The organism is Aquiflexum balticum DSM 16537 (genome assembly GCF_900176595.1).
In the GTDB taxonomy this organism is placed as follows: domain Bacteria; phylum Bacteroidota; class Bacteroidia; order Cytophagales; family Cyclobacteriaceae; genus Aquiflexum; species Aquiflexum balticum.
Window position 1 is genome coordinate 189,620 of sequence record NZ_LT838813.1, and the last position, 15,455, is coordinate 205,074.

Consider the following 15,455-nt stretch of genomic DNA (forward strand, 5'->3'; position numbering starts at 1 on the left):
ATTTTAAGGACTGCAAAGTTAGGAATTTATATCCAGCATACAAATCCCAACTTTAATATTTTCAATTAATTACAAAAATTTATTTGGTACCAAGAGTAATAAATAGATAATCGTGTCTAATTATACTTTTAAGACAAGTTAAGACAAAAGAAAAACCCGTCCGCCGTGGCGGACAGGTTTCCTATTCTTGCAAATTCTTACCTGTCAGACTTTGATTTCTACATCAACTCCACTGGGAAGTTCGATCTTCATCAAAGCATCTACAGTCTTAGAGCTGTTGCTATAGATATCCACCAATCTCTTGTAAGTACAAAGTTGGAATTGGTCTCTGGCTTTTTTGTTCACGTGTGGTGATTTCAACACAGTAAACTTTTCCTTCTTGGTTGGCAAAGGAATTGGCCCAACAACAATAGCTCCGGTAGATTTTACCGCCTTTACAATCTTCTCTGATGACTTATCCACCAGGCTGTGATCGTATGATTTTAGTTTTATTCTGATTTTCTGATTCATTTCAATTAGAATTTAGGCCTTAACACCTTTAACTTTAGCGATAACTGCTTCTGCAATATTGGAAGGAACCGGCTCATAGTGAGAGAAGGTCAAAGAAGCTGTCGCTCTACCTGATGTGATGGTCCTTAGATCAGTAATATAACCGAACAATTCGGACAAAGGTACATCAGCTTTGATCACAGAGGAAGTCCCTTTGGTATCCATTCCCTTCATCAATCCTCTTCTCCTGTTCAAATCACCTGTAATCGGACCGGTATATTCATCCGGTGAAACTACATCTACAGCCATAATTGGCTCTAACAACTGAGGCTTACACTTCTTAGCTGCTTCTTTGAATCCAATTCTTGCTGCCAGTTCAAAAGAAAGGGCGTCAGAATCGACATCGTGGAAAGAACCATGAAACAATCTTACCTTCATTGATTCTATAGGATATCCTGCCAAAGGTCCGTTTTTCATTGCTTCAGCAAAACCTTTTTGGATAGAAGGAATGAATTCCTTTGGAATAACACCACCAACAATACCGTTTACGAAATCAAGACCATTCTTGATAACACCTGTTTCCGGATCAGGATCCTTTGGTCCCAATTCGAAGACGATATCGGCAAATTTACCTTTACCACCTGTTTGCTTCTTGTAAACCTCTTTATGTTCAACAGAACCAAACAAGGCTTCCTTATAAGCTACCTGTGGTGCACCTTGATTAATTTCAACTTTGAATTCCCTTTTCAGACGATCGATAATGATATCCAAGTGAAGTTCTCCCATCCCTCTAAGGATCGTCTGACCTGTTTCGTGATCAGTATTCACCTGAAGCGTTGGATCCTCCTCTACTAGTTTAGCAATTGCCATACCTAGTTTGTCAACATCAGCTTGAGTTTTGGGCTCAATGGCATAGCCGATAACTGGCTCAGGAAAGACCATAGATTCAAGAACTACCTTTCGTTTTTCATCACAAAGGGTATCCCCGGTTTTAATATCTTTAAATCCAACTACAGCTCCAATATCTCCAGCTTGTAATCTTGGGATTTGGTTTTGCTTGTTGGCATGCATTTGAAAAACCCTTGAAATACGCTCCTTATTTCCGGAACGGCTGTTGAAAACATAAGAACCGGATTCCAAAATTCCTGAATATGCTCTTACAAAACAGAGACGTCCTACGAAAGGATCAGTAGCAATTTTAAAAGCAAGGCCAGCAAAAGGCTCTTTTTCATCAGGTTTAATAGCAATATCTTCTTCTGAGTCAAGGCCTTTGGCAATGATATCATCCTTATCCATTGGTGAAGGAAGTAATTCCATAACCAAATCAAGCATCGTCTGAACACCCTTGTTTTTAAAAGAAGAACCACATACCATCGGTACAATTTTCATGTCGATAGTAGCTGCCCTTAAAGCTTTCAATATTTCATCTTCGGTGATAGATTCAGGATCATCGAAGAATTTTTCCATCAATGACTCATCATAATCCGCAACCGCTTCTAACAAATGCTCTCTGTACTCAGCCACTTCCTCCAGCATGTCCTCAGGAATCGGAACTTCCTCGAAAGTCATCCCCAAATCTTCTTCGTTCCAAACAATGGCTCTGTTGTTGATCAAATCTACAACACCTCTGAATTTTTCCTCAGCACCAATCGGAAGTTGCAATGGAACAGCATAGCTGCCCAACATTTCTTTTACTTGTTTACAAACATCAAGGAAGTTTGCACCTGCTCGATCCATTTTGTTAACGAATCCGATACGGGCGACTTTATAATTATCAGCCAAACGCCAGTTGGTTTCAGATTGAGGTTCTACACCATCAACAGCACTAAATAGAAAAACCAATCCATCAAGAACTCTTAAAGACCTGTTTACCTCAACTGTAAAATCAACGTGTCCGGGAGTATCAATGATATTGATCTGGTATTTGTTATCTCTATAATTCCAAAATACAGTGGTTGCAGCAGATGTAATGGTAATACCTCTTTCTTGTTCCTGTGCCATCCAGTCCATCGTAGCGGCTCCGTCATGGACTTCACCTATTTTATGGCTTACACCTGAATAAAAAAGAATACGCTCTGTAGTCGTTGTCTTACCTGCATCAATATGAGCAGCAATACCAATGTTTCTGGTATATTTTAAATCTCTTGTCATTATCAATTAAAATCTAAAGTGTGAGAATGCTTTATTTGCTTCAGCCATTCTATGGGTGTCGTCTTTTTTCTTAACAGCCGCACCTTCACCTTTGGCAGCGGAAATAATTTCACCCGCAAGTCTGTCCATCATTGTTTTCTCACCCCTTCTTCTTGAGTAAGTGATCATCCACTTAATCCCGAGGGATACTTTTCTTTCAGGTCTAACTTCCATGGGGACCTGGAAAGTGGCACCACCTACTCTACGACTCTTCACCTCAACAGCTGGAGTAATATTGTTAAGCGCTTTTTTCCAAACCTCAAGACCGTTCTCACCTACTTTTTGTTCAACTTTCTCGACTGCGTCATAGAAAATTTTGTAAGCAATACTCTTCTTTCCATCTACCATCAGACAGTTAACGAACTTTGTGACCAAAGTATCATGAAACTTAGGATCGGGAAGAATGTACCTCTTTTTTGGTTTCGATTTTCTCATTTTTTCTGAATGATTTTAATTATTTTTTCTTTGCCGGAGCTGCTGGGGCACCTTTGCCTGCCTTCGGTCTTTTTGCACCATACTTGGAACGACCTTGTTTACGGTCTTTTACTCCTGCTGTATCCAATGCACCTCTGATAATGTGGTAACGTACTCCTGGTAGATCCTTCACACGACCACCTCTGATCAATACGATAGAGTGCTCTTGCAAATTGTGACCTTCACCGGGAATGTAGGCGTTCACCTCTTTACCATTCGTCAATCTTACCCTGGCCACTTTCCTCATTGCTGAGTTTGGCTTCTTAGGTGTGGTAGTGTATACCCTGGTACACACACCCCTTCTTTGAGGACAAGCATCCAAAGCTCTTGACTTGGACTTGGTCTCTAAAGTGGTTCTACCTTTTCTTACTAACTGTTGTATAGTAGGCATTAACTGATAAAATTTATTTAACTTCCTTAAACTTGTGAATTTTGGACTGCAAAGGTATGCAAATAGGTAAAACAAACAAAATTAAGATGTTATATTTTTGCTAGGCCTCTCCAAATGTTCCTCCAAAATTCATCGGAAAACTTGGTCCTTCTGAACCGCCTTCAATTTTTCCGAAAGCCTGCTCATATTTCCCGATATTATCCTTCAAAGCCGCCAATAATCTTTTGGCATGATCCGGGGTCATGATAATTCTTGATTTCACCTTGGCTTTGGGCACTCCGGGCATCAATCTGATGAAATCTATAACAAACTCAGAGTTGGAGTGGGCTATCATGGCTAGGTTGCTGTAAATTCCTTCAGCTACTTCCTCTGATAATTCCACGTTGATCTGTTGGTCCTGATGGGGTTTTTGTCCTTTTCCGTCTTCCATTTTGATAACAGTTTGATGAAAAAAGGCCTGTAAAATATACAGGCCTTTTGAATTTATTTATTCAAAGATTATTTGATGGCTTCTCTGGATTTGCTGAAAGACCTTTCCTTTTCACCGGACATTCTTTCATATTCTTCCATAGAACCTACTATAATATTCTTAAGGTGTCTTTGACCCGTACCTGCCGGAATCAAATGACCAACGATTACGTTTTCTTTCAATCCTAACAGTTCATCTCTTTTACCTCTAATGGCAGCCTCACTCAATACCTTGGTAGTTTCCTGGAAGGAAGCTGCCGAGATAAAGCTTTCGGTACCCAAAGAGGCAGCAGTAATACCTTGTAAGGTCGGTTGTGAAACAGCTGTTTCAGCATCTCTCACCTGAACCAATTTAAGATCCTTACGCTTCAAGCTTGAATTCTCATCCCTCAATCTTCTTGAAGTAATGATCATTCCCGGCTTCAAAGTAGAAGAATCACCTGCATCCATCACCACTTTCTTGTCAAGGATGTTATCGTTTTCTTCTCTGAATGCCCACTTGTCAACAATCTGGTTTTGAAGGAATCCAGTATCACCGGCGTCAAGAATTTCAACTTTCTGCATCATTTGGGTAACTATCACTTCAATGTGTTTGTCATTGATCTTCACACCTTGAAGTCTGTAAACTTCTTGGATTTCATTTACCAGATACTCCTGCACAGCAGTTGGTCCTTTGATAGAAAGGATATCACTTGGGGTAATTGCTCCGTCAGATAGGGCTTCACCTGCTCTGATAAAGTCGTTTTCCTGAACAAGGATATGCTTGGAAAGAGAAACCATGTATCTTTTCTTCACCCCGTCTTTTGACTCGATGAATATTTCACGGTTACCTCTCTTGATTCCGCCATACGTAACCACACCGTCAATTTCAGAAACCACAGCCGGATTGGAAGGATTTCTTGCTTCAAACAATTCGGTTACTCTTGGTAAACCACCGGTAATATCTCTGGTCTTACCGACTGATCTTGGTATTTTAACCAATATCTGACCTGATTTAACCATCTCCCCTTCTTCTACGGCAAGGTGAGCGCCAACCGGAATATTGTAAGACTTAGTTTCGTCTCCTCCGTAATTTACCATTACTGCAGGATTCTTGGTCTTATCTTTAGTATCGATAATTACCTTTTCTCTATATCCTGTCTGGTCATCGGCAACTTCCTTGAAAGTAATACCTTCAATGATTGAGTCAAATTCAATTTCACCGTCAAATTCGGAAAGAATTACAGCATTGTATGGATCCCAAGTACATAAGGAATCACCTTTTGCAATTTTCTGACCATCCTTGACATTCAATAAGGCACCGTATGGTACGTGATTGGAAACAAGAATTTTACCGGACTTGGCATCATTGATTTTTATTTCACCGGATCTTCCCATTACGACAGATACTTTTTCTCCATCCTTATTGGTAGTCTCAATCCATCTCAATTCTTCATCAAACTCAATTACTCCATCAAATTTGGCATTGATGCTTGCTTCAACTGAGATGTTGGAAGCTGTACCACCCACGTGGAATGTTCTCAAAGTAAGCTGAGTACCTGGTTCACCGATAGACTGAGCGGCTATAACACCAACAGATTCACCTGCCTGTACCATGTTGCCTGTAGTCAGATTTCGACCGTAGCACTTCGCACAAACACCTCTTCTTGTTTCACAAGTCAATACTGATCTGATTTCAACTTCTTCAATAGAAGATTCGTCTACTTTCTTAGCCACATCTTCCGTGATTTCAACTCCGGAAAGAACGATCAACTCTTCGGTAACAGGATCATATACATCATGAACAGAAACTCTACCCAAAATCCTTTCAGAAAGTGGTTCAACGATTTCGTCATTATCTTTAAGCGCCTGAACAACAAGACCTCTTAATGTCCCGCAATCCTCTTCAGAAACGATCATGTCTTGAGCCACATCCACCAATCTTCTGGTCAAATAACCGGCATCAGCCGTTTTCAGGGCAGTATCGGCAAGACCTTTACGTGCACCGTGAGTAGAGATGAAGTATTCCAATACATCCAAACCTTCTTTAAAGTTGGAAAGAATTGGGTTTTCGATGATTTCACCTACAGAACCTTGAAGGTTTTTCTGTGGCTTCGCCATCAGACCTCTCATACCACCCAACTGACGAATCTGCTCTCTTGAACCTCTCGCTCCTGAGTGCATCATCATGTAGATGGCGTTGAAACCTTGTTTATCTTCTTCCATCTGCTTCATCAAAATATTAGTCAGATGTGAATTGGTTCTTGTCCAAATATCAATTACCTGATTATATCGTTCGTTATCCGTGATCAAACCCATCAGGTAGTTATTCCAAACCTGATCAACTTCTTCTTTTGCTTTATTGATAAACGGTTCTTTTTCCTCAGGAATGATTACATCATTAAGTCCCATTGAAAGACCTCCGGTATAAGCCATTTGGAAACCTAAATTCTTGATATCATCAAGGAATTGGGCTGTTCTGGCCACCCCGCAAATTTTCACAACTTCAGATATGATCTGTTGGAGCTTTTTCTTTGTCAAAAGTTCATTGACAAATCCTACTTGTTCTGGAACAAACTGATTGAAGATCAATCTTCCGGCTACTGTTTCTACAATTTTATTTGAAAATTCACCGGATTCATCTCGGACAGAAACTTTACATTTTATGAAAGCGTGCTGTGATACACGACCTTCATTCATTGCAATAATAACTTCTTCTTCTCCGTAAAATGTCATTCCTTCACCAAGTATGATTTCCTCGGGGGTTGATTTTTTACCCTTAGTTACATAATACAGTCCAAGAACCATATCCTGTGAAGGAACAGTAATTGGAGCACCATTGGCAGGGTTAAGGATATTATGGGAAGAAAGCATCAAGGTTGAAGCTTCCAGAATTGCTTCGTGTCCCAAAGGAACGTGCACGGCCATTTGGTCACCGTCAAAATCGGCGTTGAATGCTGTACATACCAATGGATGAAGTTGGATTGCTTTTCCTTCAATCAATTTTGGCTGGAAAGCCTGAATACCTAATCTGTGAAGCGTTGGAGCCCTGTTTAGCAATACAGGGTGTCCTTTCAATACATTTTCAAGGATATCCCATACTACCGGATCTTTTCTGTCAACAATCTTTTTGGCAGATTTTACAGTTTTTACAATACCCCTTTCAATCAGTTTCCTGATAATAAATGGTTTGAAAAGTTCTGCTGCCATATTTTTTGGTAGACCACACTCATGAAGTTTCAATTCAGGACCAACGACAATTACCGAACGACCTGAATAATCCACCCTTTTCCCAAGTAGGTTTTGACGGAATCGGCCTTGCTTACCCTTCAGCATATCTGAAAGAGATTTCAGAGCACGGTTACCATCAGATCTTACCGCATTTACTTTTCTTGAATTATCAAATAAAGAATCTACAGCTTCCTGAAGCATCCTTTTCTCATTTCTCAAAATAACCTCAGGAGCTTTGATATCAATCAATCTCTTCAAACGGTTGTTTCTGATAATTACTCTTCTGTAAAGGTCATTCAAATCAGAAGTAGCAAATCTACCCCCATCCAAAGGAACCAATGGTCTCAATTCCGGTGGAATTACAGGTACCATTCTGACAACCATCCATTCGGGTCTGTTTTCAATTCTGGTCCTCGCCTCTCTGAATGCTTCCACTACTTTTAGTCGCTTCAAAGCTTCAGCCTTTCTCTGCTGAGAAGTATCTGTAGCAGCCTGATGTCTCAAGCTGTAGGAAAGGTCATCCAAATCCAATCTGGCCAAAAGCATTTCGATAGCTTCTGCACCCATTTTGGCTATGAATTTACCTGGGTCTTCGTCATCGAGCATGTGGTTTTCTTTTGGAAGCTTATCCATGATATCCAAATACTCGTCTTCAGTCAAAAAGTCAAGATACTGTACACCGTCCTCAGCTTTGATACCAGGTTGGATAACAGCATATCTTTCATAATAAACGATCTGATCCAATTTTTTGGTAGGTAGGCCAAGAAGGTAACCAATCTTGTTTGGTAGAGACTTAAAGTACCAGATATGAGCGACAGGAACAACCAATTCGATATGTCCCATTCTCTCTCTTCTGACTTTCTTTTCAGTCACTTCAACACCACATCGGTCACAAATGATACCTTTATATCTTATGCGCTTATATTTCCCACAATGACATTCCCAGTCTTTGACAGGACCGAAAATTCTCTCGCAAAACAAACCGCCCATTTCAGGCTTGTATGTTCTGTAGTTGATAGTTTCGGGCTGCGTCACTTCACCATGTGAACTATCCAGGATTGATTCTGGAGAGGCCAAACTAATAGTGACTCTGGAAAAGTCGTTGTTTAGTTTTTTATTTTTTCTGAACGCCATAATTGTTGAAGAAATATGTGAAGGGTCTTTCGACCCGTTTTTTTAGAATTAGTCAAGTGTAATTTCGAGTGCAAGGCCTCTAAGTTCATGAACCAATACATTGAAAGATTCCGGAATATTCGGTTTAGGAAGATTCTCACCTTTAACGATCGCCTCATAAGCTTTTGCCCTACCTACCACGTCATCAGACTTGACAGTAAGGATTTCCTGAAGTACATGGGATGCACCGAATGCCTCCAATGCCCACACTTCCATCTCTCCAAAACGCTGACCACCAAATTGGGCTTTACCACCCAATGGCTGTTGCGTAATCAAAGAGTATGGACCAATGGATCTTGCGTGCATCTTATCATCCACCAAGTGACCCAACTTCAGCATGTAAGAAATACCAACTGTTACAGGCTGATCGAACTTCTTACCGGTTAATCCATCATAAAGATAGGTTCTGCCATAAGGTGGTAATCCTGCATCTTCAAGTTCTTTGGAAACTTCTTCCATTGTAGCACCGTCAAATATCGGTGTTGCATATTTCTTGCCTAATTTATATCCTGCCCAAGCAAGAACAGTTTCATAGATTTGACCGATGTTCATCCTTGAAGGTACACCCAAAGGATTCAATACAATATCCATAGGTGTTCCGTCTTCCAAGAACGGCATATCCTCATCTCTAACGATTCTGGCAACAATACCTTTGTTTCCGTGACGGCCTGCCATCTTATCACCTACTTTCAATTTACGCTTTTTAGCAATGTAAACTTTAGCAAGTTGAACTATACCCGCCGGCAATTCATCACCCACTTCAAGCGTGAATTTGTCTCTCTTGAATCTACCGGAGATTTCATTCCTTGAATTGATATAGTTTTTGACCAATTTGACAATCAAATCATTGGTATGCGCATCTTCACTCCAATCATCCAAAATGATATCTGAGATCAAATTTGCTTCTTCAGGCACATTATAATTTGACTCGTCTCTATAAGGGTTTTTGGCAGGGAATAAATTCTGCTCAATATTCTTTAAATTGAACTTTACCCCTTTGCTGATGATCTCATCACCAAACTTGTGTTTAACACCCTGAGAAGTTTTCCCATCAAGAATTGAAACCAGTTTGTTGATCATTTTGGCCCTAATGCCCAAGAGATCTTTTGCGTATTTTCCTTTCAGTTTTTCAACCTCAGCTTTTGACTTGGCCCTAAGGTCTTTGTCTTTTTTAGGTCTAGAGAAAAGTTTGGTTTCGATCACCACACCGTTCAATGAAGGGGACGCTTTTAAAGAAGCATCTTTAACATCGCCCGCTTTATCACCGAAGATTGCTCTCAAGAGTTTTTCTTCAGGCGTAGGATCAGTTTCACCTTTTGGAGTGATTTTACCTATGATGATATCACCTTCTTTTACTTCTGCACCGACTCTGATAATACCATTCTCATCAAGATTTTTAACGGCTTCTTCAGAAACGTTCGGGATTTCGGATGTTAATTCCTCTTCTCCACGTTTGGTATCCCTTACTTCTAGCTGGAATTCCTCGATATGGATAGAAGTAAATATATCCTCCCGTACAACTCTTTCTGAAATTACGATAGCATCTTCAAAGTTATATCCTTGCCAAGGCATGTAAGCTACGCGAAGGTTTTTACCTAAAGCGAGTTCTCCATTGTTGGTGGAATATCCTTCTACAAGAACCTGCCCTTTATGTACCTTTTCACCCTTTAACACCAGTGGTGAAAGGTTGATAGTCGTATCTTGGTTGGTTCTTCTGAACTTTATCAAATCATAAGTAACATATTCGTCACTGAAATGAACAAGTAATTCATCGTCAGTAAGATCATATTTAATGGTGATTTGCTTGGCATCTACATAATCAACAACACCATCTGCTTGGGCGATGATCAATGTTCTTGAATCAGTAGCAGCTTTAGCTTCCAAGCCAGTACCTACAATAGGGGCCTCTGGTTTCAATAATGGAACTGCTTGACGCTGCATGTTGGATCCCATCAAAGCTCTGTTGGCATCATCATGTTCCAAGAATGGAATCAAGGAGGCTGCTACAGATACAATTTGGTTAGGCGCAACATCCATATAACTGATTTCTTTTGGTTCTAAAACCGGGAAATCACCTTCAAATCTTGCTTTAACTTTTTCATTGATAAAGTTTCCTTTATCATCCAAAGGTGCATTTGCCTGAGCAATGTTGTTATCGTCTTCTTCTTCAGCAGTCAAGAAAACAATATCCTTGACATCCATACTCACTTTTCCTTCTTTTACTTTTCTATAGGGAGTTTCTAGAAATCCCATAGTATTCACTTTGGCGTGAACGCAAAGGGAAGAAATCAAACCGATATTTGGACCTTCAGGAGTTTCGATAGTACATAGACGGCCATAGTGGGTATAGTGAACATCACGAACTTCAAATCCTGCTCTTTCTCTAGAAAGTCCACCTGGACCTAAAGCAGACAATCTTCTCTTATGGGTCAACTCCGCAAGGGGATTGGTCTGATCCATAAACTGAGATAGCTGATTGGTTCCGAAGAAAGAGTTGATTACTGAAGAAAGGGTACGTGCATTGATCAAATCAACCGGTTTAAAGTCTTCATTGTCCCTAACATTCATCCTTTCTCTGATAGTTCTTGCCATTCTGGCAAGACCGACTCCGAACTGACTGTATAATTGCTCTCCAACTGTTCTTACCCTTCTGTTGCTTAAGTGATCAATATCATCTACAACAGCCTTTGAATTAATCAATCCAATAAGATATTTTACAATACTGATGATATCTTGTTTGGTCAAAACGATTTTCTCAGGATCAATATCCAATCCAAGTTTCTTATTGATCCTATATCGGCCTACTTCACCCAAGTCATACCTTTTGTCCGAGAAAAACAGTCCGTGAATCACTTCTCGGGCGGTTGCTTCATCAGGAGCTTCAGTATTTCTCAATTGACGGTAAATAACCTCAACAGCTTCTTTCTCTGAATTGGAATTGTCTTTCTGAAGTGTATTATAAATAATGGAATAATCAGCTACATTGACATCCTCTCTGTGAAGAATGATTGATTTGGTACCTGATTCCAAAATCAATTCGATATCCTCATCTGTAAGGATGGAATCTCTTTCGAGTAAAACTTCATTTCTATCAATGGAAACAACTTCACCTGTATCTTCATCCACAAAATCTTCAACCCAAGTTCTCAGAACACGAGCCGCCAATTTTCTTCCTGTGACTTTCTTTAGGTTGTTTTTGGTTGCATCAATTTCTTCAGATAGACCGAAAAGGTCAAGAATTTCCTTATCAGACCCGTAACCAATTGCCCTAAGCAAGGTAGTAACGGGAAACTTTTTCTTACGGTCTATATAGGCATACATGACGTTATTGATGTCAGTAGCAAATTCTATCCAGCTTCCTTTGAAAGGAATAATTCTCGCCGAATAAAGTTTTGTACCGTTTGTATGCTTACTTTGGGCAAAGAAAACACCCGGTGACCTGTGTAATTGAGAAACAATTACTCTTTCAGCTCCATTGATAACGAATGAGCCTTTTTCAGTCATGTAGGGAAGATTCCCTAAAAATACTTCTTGTTCAATTGTTTCAAAATCTTCATTGTCTTCATCATGACAAAGCAACCTGAGTTTTGCTTTTAATGGGACAGAATAGGTCAAGCCCCTATCAATACATTCCTCAACACTGTATTTTGGAGGGTCAACGGTGTAGTCAATAAATTCAAGTGTAAAGTTTTCTCTCGAATCCGAAATCGGAAAGTTTTCGGAAAACACTTTGAAAAGACCATCTTGTCTCCTTTTTTCAGCAGGTGTATCCAATTGGAAAAAGTCCTTAAAGGACTGTAATTGAATATCTAAGAAATCAGGATAGTCTTTGACCACCTTAATAGATGAGAAACTTTTCCTTTCGGTTTGATTCTGGATAGCCAAGGCAGTATATGTTTATAGTGATAATAATTATAAGTAAGCGACTATTTTCGCTTGAAATAATGCAATTTTTTACCTGCGCATAAACAGGAAAAGACCTGACTTTAAAGTCAGGTCCAGAAGAATAACCTTTACCTAAAAGGAAAGGTTATTCAAATTATTTAATTTCTACTTCAGCACCAGCTTCTTCCAAAGCTTTCTTCAAAGCGTCAGCTTCGTCTTTAGCGATACCTTCTTTAACTGCTTTAGGAGCACCATCAACTAGTTCTTTAGCTTCTTTCAAGCCAAGACCTGTCAATTCTTTTACCAATTTAACGACTGCAAGTTTGGCTCCTCCTGGAGCTTTAAGGATTACATCAAAAGATGTTTTTTCTTCCTCAGCAGCACCAGCATCACCGGCACCAGCTCCTGAAGCTGCAACAGCCACAGCCGCAGCTGCAGGCTCAATGCCATACTCATCCTTAAGTATATCAGCCAATTCTTTTACTTGTTTTACAGTCAAGTTTACTAGCTGGTCAGCAAGTTGTTTAAGATCTGCCATTGTATTAATATTTAAATTGTTGTTTTTAACTAATTAAAATTTTGATTGATTATTCTTTTTCAGAAAGGGTTTTAACAAGCCCAGCCAAAGTATTCTGCCCACTTTGAAGTGCAGAAATAAGATTCTTGGCAGGAGATTGGAGTAATCCGATCACATCTCCCAAAAGCTCTTGTTTTGACTTCAGGTTAGACAACATTTCAAGCTGGTTTTCCCCGATAAATACATCTGAGTCTATCGAAGCACCCTTGAAAACAGGTCTTGTTTCTTTTTTTCCGAGTTTTTTTCTAAAATCCAAAAGTACTTTTGCAGGTAAATTTCCAACTTCATTGCTGAAAATAATTCCTGAGAAGCCTTTTAGAGCCTTTTCGGAGAGTTCAGAGAAATCTGCGTCAAGGTTTTCTAAAGCTTTAGCTATAAGCGTATTTTTATAAACCTTGTATTCTACACCTCTTTCGAAACATGTTCTTCTGAAAGCATTTACCTGTGCTACAGTAAAACCTGAAGCATCTGTTATGTAGAAATGGGGATTTTCCTTAAACTTCTCGGTAAGACTTTCGATTATGTTACTTTTTTCTTCTCTAGTCATGATTAAATACCTTGAATACTTCCTTTATCTACTTTTATTCCAGGAGACATTGTGCTAGACAAATGAATGCTTTTGAAATAAGTTCCTTTTGATGAAGTTGGCTTCAATTTGGAAATGGTGTTGATCAATTCTTTTACATTATCCTGAATTTTTTCAGGATCAAAAGAAACTTTTCCAACGCTTGCATGAATAATACCGAATTTATCTACTTTAAAATCGATTTTACCTGCTTTAACTTCCTTTACTGCTTTAGCCACATCTAAAGTAACCGTTCCTGATTTTGGATTTGGCATTAAGCCTCTGGGTCCCAAAACCCTACCTAGTCTACCAACTTTCGCCATTACATTAGGCATAGTGATGATGACATCAACGTCAGTCCATCCACCTTCAATTTTGGCAATGTAGTCGTCCAGACCTACATAATCTGCACCAGCTTCTTTAGCCTCTTCTTGCTTATCAGGCGTACAAAGTACTAATACCTTTACGTCTTTGCCCGTACCGTGAGGTAAGGCTACAACACCTCTAACCATTTGATCAGCTTTCCTGGGATCAACGCCCAAACGAACGTCTACATCCACAGATGCATCAAACTTGGTCAAAGAGATGTCTTTTACGATAGAAGAAGCATCCTCCAGGGAGTACTGCTGGCTTGGGTCGTACTTGGAAAGAGCTTCTTTTTGCTTTTTTGTTAACTTAGCCATAGTGTTTTTTTAATTATTCCTCCCAAGGAGCTTTACCAGATACAGTGATACCCATACTTCTAGCGGTACCTGCAATCATTTTCATGGCAGATTCCACTTTGAAAGCGTTTAAATCAGGCATTTTCACCTGAGCAATTTCTTTTACCTGATCCCAGGTAACAGATCCTACTTTTTTCCTGTTTGGCTCTGCTGACCCACTTTTGATTTTCGCGGCCTCTATCAGCATATTTGCTGCAGGAGGAGTTTTAACAACGAATTCAAAAGATTTGTCAGAGAAAACAGTAATCAAAACAGGCAATACCTGACCCATTTTATCTTGGGTTCTTGCATTGAATTGCTTACAGAACTCCATGATGTTCAGACCCTTGGAACCAAGAGCCGGACCAACCGGAGGTGATGGATTTGCCTGGCCACCTTTCACCTGTAATTTCACATAACCAGTGATTTCCTTAGCCATTTCTTAATCTTGTTTTTCTACTTGTATAAAGTTTAATTCAACAGGGGTGTTCCGACCGAAAATCTTGACCATAACATTCAATTTTTTCTTATCTTCAAACACCTCTTCTATAGTTCCCGAGAAACCACTGAAAGGACCGTCCATTACTTTTACGGTCTCTCCAACTATAAATGGCGTATCAAGTTTTTCGGCAAACTCATCAATCTCTTCAACACGACCTAAGATCCTGTTGATTTCTGATTGTCGTAATGGTTCAGGGGTTTTGGAAGCTCCCCCTGTGCTTGACCCTAAAAACCCGATAACACCCGGAATACTTGTAATTACGTGATTGGCCTCACCGTGAGTAAGATCCGCATTGACCAAAACATAGCCCGGAAAGAAATTCCTTTCCCTGACCCTCTTTTTACCATTGCGCATTTCGTAAACTTTTTCTGAGGGTATCAAAACCTCAGGAATAAAATCCTCAAGTTTTTGACGGACAATTTCATTATCCAAGTAGGACTTGGTTTTTTTCTCTTGTCCAGCTACCACCCTAAGTACGTACCACTTATGTTCAGCCATCAGTAATAATATTCAATTAGAATAAATCGTAAAACCACTTCATTAAATTCTCGAACCCTAAATCTATTACCCCGATTACAAGGGCAAAAATAAGAGATGCGACTAACACCAAAACCGCACTATTCTGCAGAAATGAATAAGAAGGCCATGTAACCTTGTTCTTCATTTCATCTATCGATTCGACAACAAAACTTTTAATATTCATGATTTACTTATTTTGTGCACGGGCAGAGAGATTCGAACTCCCATCAACGGTTTTGGAGACCGCTATTCTGCCATTGAACTATGCCCGTAGAGAATTTGGTTCTCAAAAGGAACGCAAAATTAGTTAG

At 39.7% G+C, this 15,455-nt stretch carries 13 protein-coding genes and 1 tRNA gene; all 14 read right to left on the reverse strand.

Annotated elements, in window-relative coordinates:
- Nucleotides 1-204 precede the first annotated feature (204 nt).
- Nucleotides 205-510 carry a 30S ribosomal protein S10 gene (gene rpsJ / locus B9A52_RS00910; RefSeq protein ID WP_084118523.1) on the reverse strand — a complete coding sequence of 102 codons (306 nt, stop codon included), beginning with the start codon at nt 508-510 and terminating at the stop codon, nt 205-207.
- A gap of 12 nt (nt 511-522) precedes the next feature.
- Nucleotides 523-2,640, reverse strand: a complete 2,118-nt coding sequence (gene fusA, locus B9A52_RS00915; protein WP_084118524.1) for an elongation factor G — start codon at nt 2,638-2,640, stop codon at nt 523-525.
- Nucleotides 2,641-2,646: 6 nt separating this feature from the next.
- Nucleotides 2,647-3,114 carry a 30S ribosomal protein S7 gene (rpsG, locus tag B9A52_RS00920; RefSeq protein ID WP_084118525.1) on the reverse strand — a complete coding sequence of 156 codons (468 nt, stop codon included), beginning with the start codon at nt 3,112-3,114 and terminating at the stop codon, nt 2,647-2,649.
- 19 nt (nt 3,115-3,133) lie between these two features.
- Nucleotides 3,134-3,544: a 30S ribosomal protein S12 gene (gene rpsL / locus B9A52_RS00925; protein WP_084118526.1), complete on the reverse strand. Its 411-nt coding sequence runs from the start codon at nt 3,542-3,544 to the stop codon at nt 3,134-3,136.
- 100 nt (nt 3,545-3,644) lie between these two features.
- Entirely contained in the window at nt 3,645-3,974 is a 330-nt protein-coding gene (locus tag B9A52_RS00930; protein ID WP_084118527.1) for a DUF3467 domain-containing protein, read from the reverse strand.
- Between the two features lie 68 nt (nt 3,975-4,042).
- Complete coding sequence (rpoC, locus tag B9A52_RS00935; protein WP_084118528.1) at nt 4,043-8,356, reverse strand: DNA-directed RNA polymerase subunit beta'; 4,314 nt, start codon at nt 8,354-8,356, stop codon at nt 4,043-4,045.
- Nucleotides 8,357-8,404: 48 nt separating this feature from the next.
- Nucleotides 8,405-12,280 carry a DNA-directed RNA polymerase subunit beta gene (gene rpoB, locus B9A52_RS00940; RefSeq protein ID WP_084118529.1) on the reverse strand — a complete coding sequence of 1,292 codons (3,876 nt, stop codon included), beginning with the start codon at nt 12,278-12,280 and terminating at the stop codon, nt 8,405-8,407.
- Between the two features lie 154 nt (nt 12,281-12,434).
- Nucleotides 12,435-12,818, reverse strand: a complete 384-nt coding sequence (gene rplL / locus B9A52_RS00945) for a 50S ribosomal protein L7/L12 (protein ID WP_084118530.1) — start codon at nt 12,816-12,818, stop codon at nt 12,435-12,437.
- Nucleotides 12,819-12,867: 49 nt separating this feature from the next.
- On the reverse strand, nt 12,868-13,404 hold the full coding sequence (gene rplJ, locus B9A52_RS00950; protein WP_084118531.1) for a 50S ribosomal protein L10: 537 nt from the start codon (nt 13,402-13,404) through the stop codon (nt 12,868-12,870).
- A gap of 2 nt (nt 13,405-13,406) precedes the next feature.
- Nucleotides 13,407-14,105: a 50S ribosomal protein L1 gene (gene rplA / locus B9A52_RS00955; RefSeq protein ID WP_084118532.1), complete on the reverse strand. Its 699-nt coding sequence runs from the start codon at nt 14,103-14,105 to the stop codon at nt 13,407-13,409.
- Between the two features lie 13 nt (nt 14,106-14,118).
- Nucleotides 14,119-14,562 carry a 50S ribosomal protein L11 gene (gene rplK / locus B9A52_RS00960; RefSeq protein ID WP_084118533.1) on the reverse strand — a complete coding sequence of 148 codons (444 nt, stop codon included), beginning with the start codon at nt 14,560-14,562 and terminating at the stop codon, nt 14,119-14,121.
- Nucleotides 14,563-14,565: 3 nt separating this feature from the next.
- On the reverse strand, nt 14,566-15,123 hold the full coding sequence (gene nusG / locus B9A52_RS00965; RefSeq protein ID WP_084118534.1) for a transcription termination/antitermination protein NusG: 558 nt from the start codon (nt 15,121-15,123) through the stop codon (nt 14,566-14,568).
- Nucleotides 15,124-15,139: 16 nt separating this feature from the next.
- Nucleotides 15,140-15,328 (reverse strand): preprotein translocase subunit SecE, encoded by a 189-nt coding sequence (gene secE, locus B9A52_RS00970; protein ID WP_084118535.1) that lies wholly within the window; start codon nt 15,326-15,328, stop codon nt 15,140-15,142.
- Between the two features lie 17 nt (nt 15,329-15,345).
- A tRNA-Trp gene (locus B9A52_RS00975) sits at nt 15,346-15,416 on the reverse strand.
- Nucleotides 15,417-15,455: the final 39 nt, after the last annotated feature.

Bases quoted from the DNA above. Each gene is read 5' to 3' on its own strand.
- rpsG (WP_084118525.1), bottom strand. From the start codon at position 3,114: ATGAGAAAATCGAAACCAAAAAAGAGGTACATTCTTCCCGATCCTAAG.
- rpsJ (WP_084118523.1), bottom strand. From the start codon at position 510: ATGAATCAGAAAATCAGAATAAAACTAAAATCATACGATCACAGCCTG.
- rpsL (WP_084118526.1), bottom strand. From the start codon at position 3,544: ATGCCTACTATACAACAGTTAGTAAGAAAAGGTAGAACCACTTTAGAG.
- fusA (WP_084118524.1), bottom strand. From the start codon at position 2,640: ATGACAAGAGATTTAAAATATACCAGAAACATTGGTATTGCTGCTCAT.
- rplJ (WP_084118531.1), bottom strand. From the start codon at position 13,404: ATGACTAGAGAAGAAAAAAGTAACATAATCGAAAGTCTTACCGAGAAG.
- rplK (WP_084118533.1), bottom strand. From the start codon at position 14,562: ATGGCTAAGGAAATCACTGGTTATGTGAAATTACAGGTGAAAGGTGGC.
- rplA (WP_084118532.1), bottom strand. From the start codon at position 14,105: ATGGCTAAGTTAACAAAAAAGCAAAAAGAAGCTCTTTCCAAGTACGAC.
- nusG (WP_084118534.1), bottom strand. From the start codon at position 15,123: ATGGCTGAACATAAGTGGTACGTACTTAGGGTGGTAGCTGGACAAGAG.
- B9A52_RS00930 (WP_084118527.1), bottom strand. From the start codon at position 3,974: ATGGAAGACGGAAAAGGACAAAAACCCCATCAGGACCAACAGATCAAC.
- rplL (WP_084118530.1), bottom strand. From the start codon at position 12,818: ATGGCAGATCTTAAACAACTTGCTGACCAGCTAGTAAACTTGACTGTA.
- secE (WP_084118535.1), bottom strand. From the start codon at position 15,328: ATGAATATTAAAAGTTTTGTTGTCGAATCGATAGATGAAATGAAGAAC.
- rpoC (WP_084118528.1), bottom strand. From the start codon at position 8,356: ATGGCGTTCAGAAAAAATAAAAAACTAAACAACGACTTTTCCAGAGTC.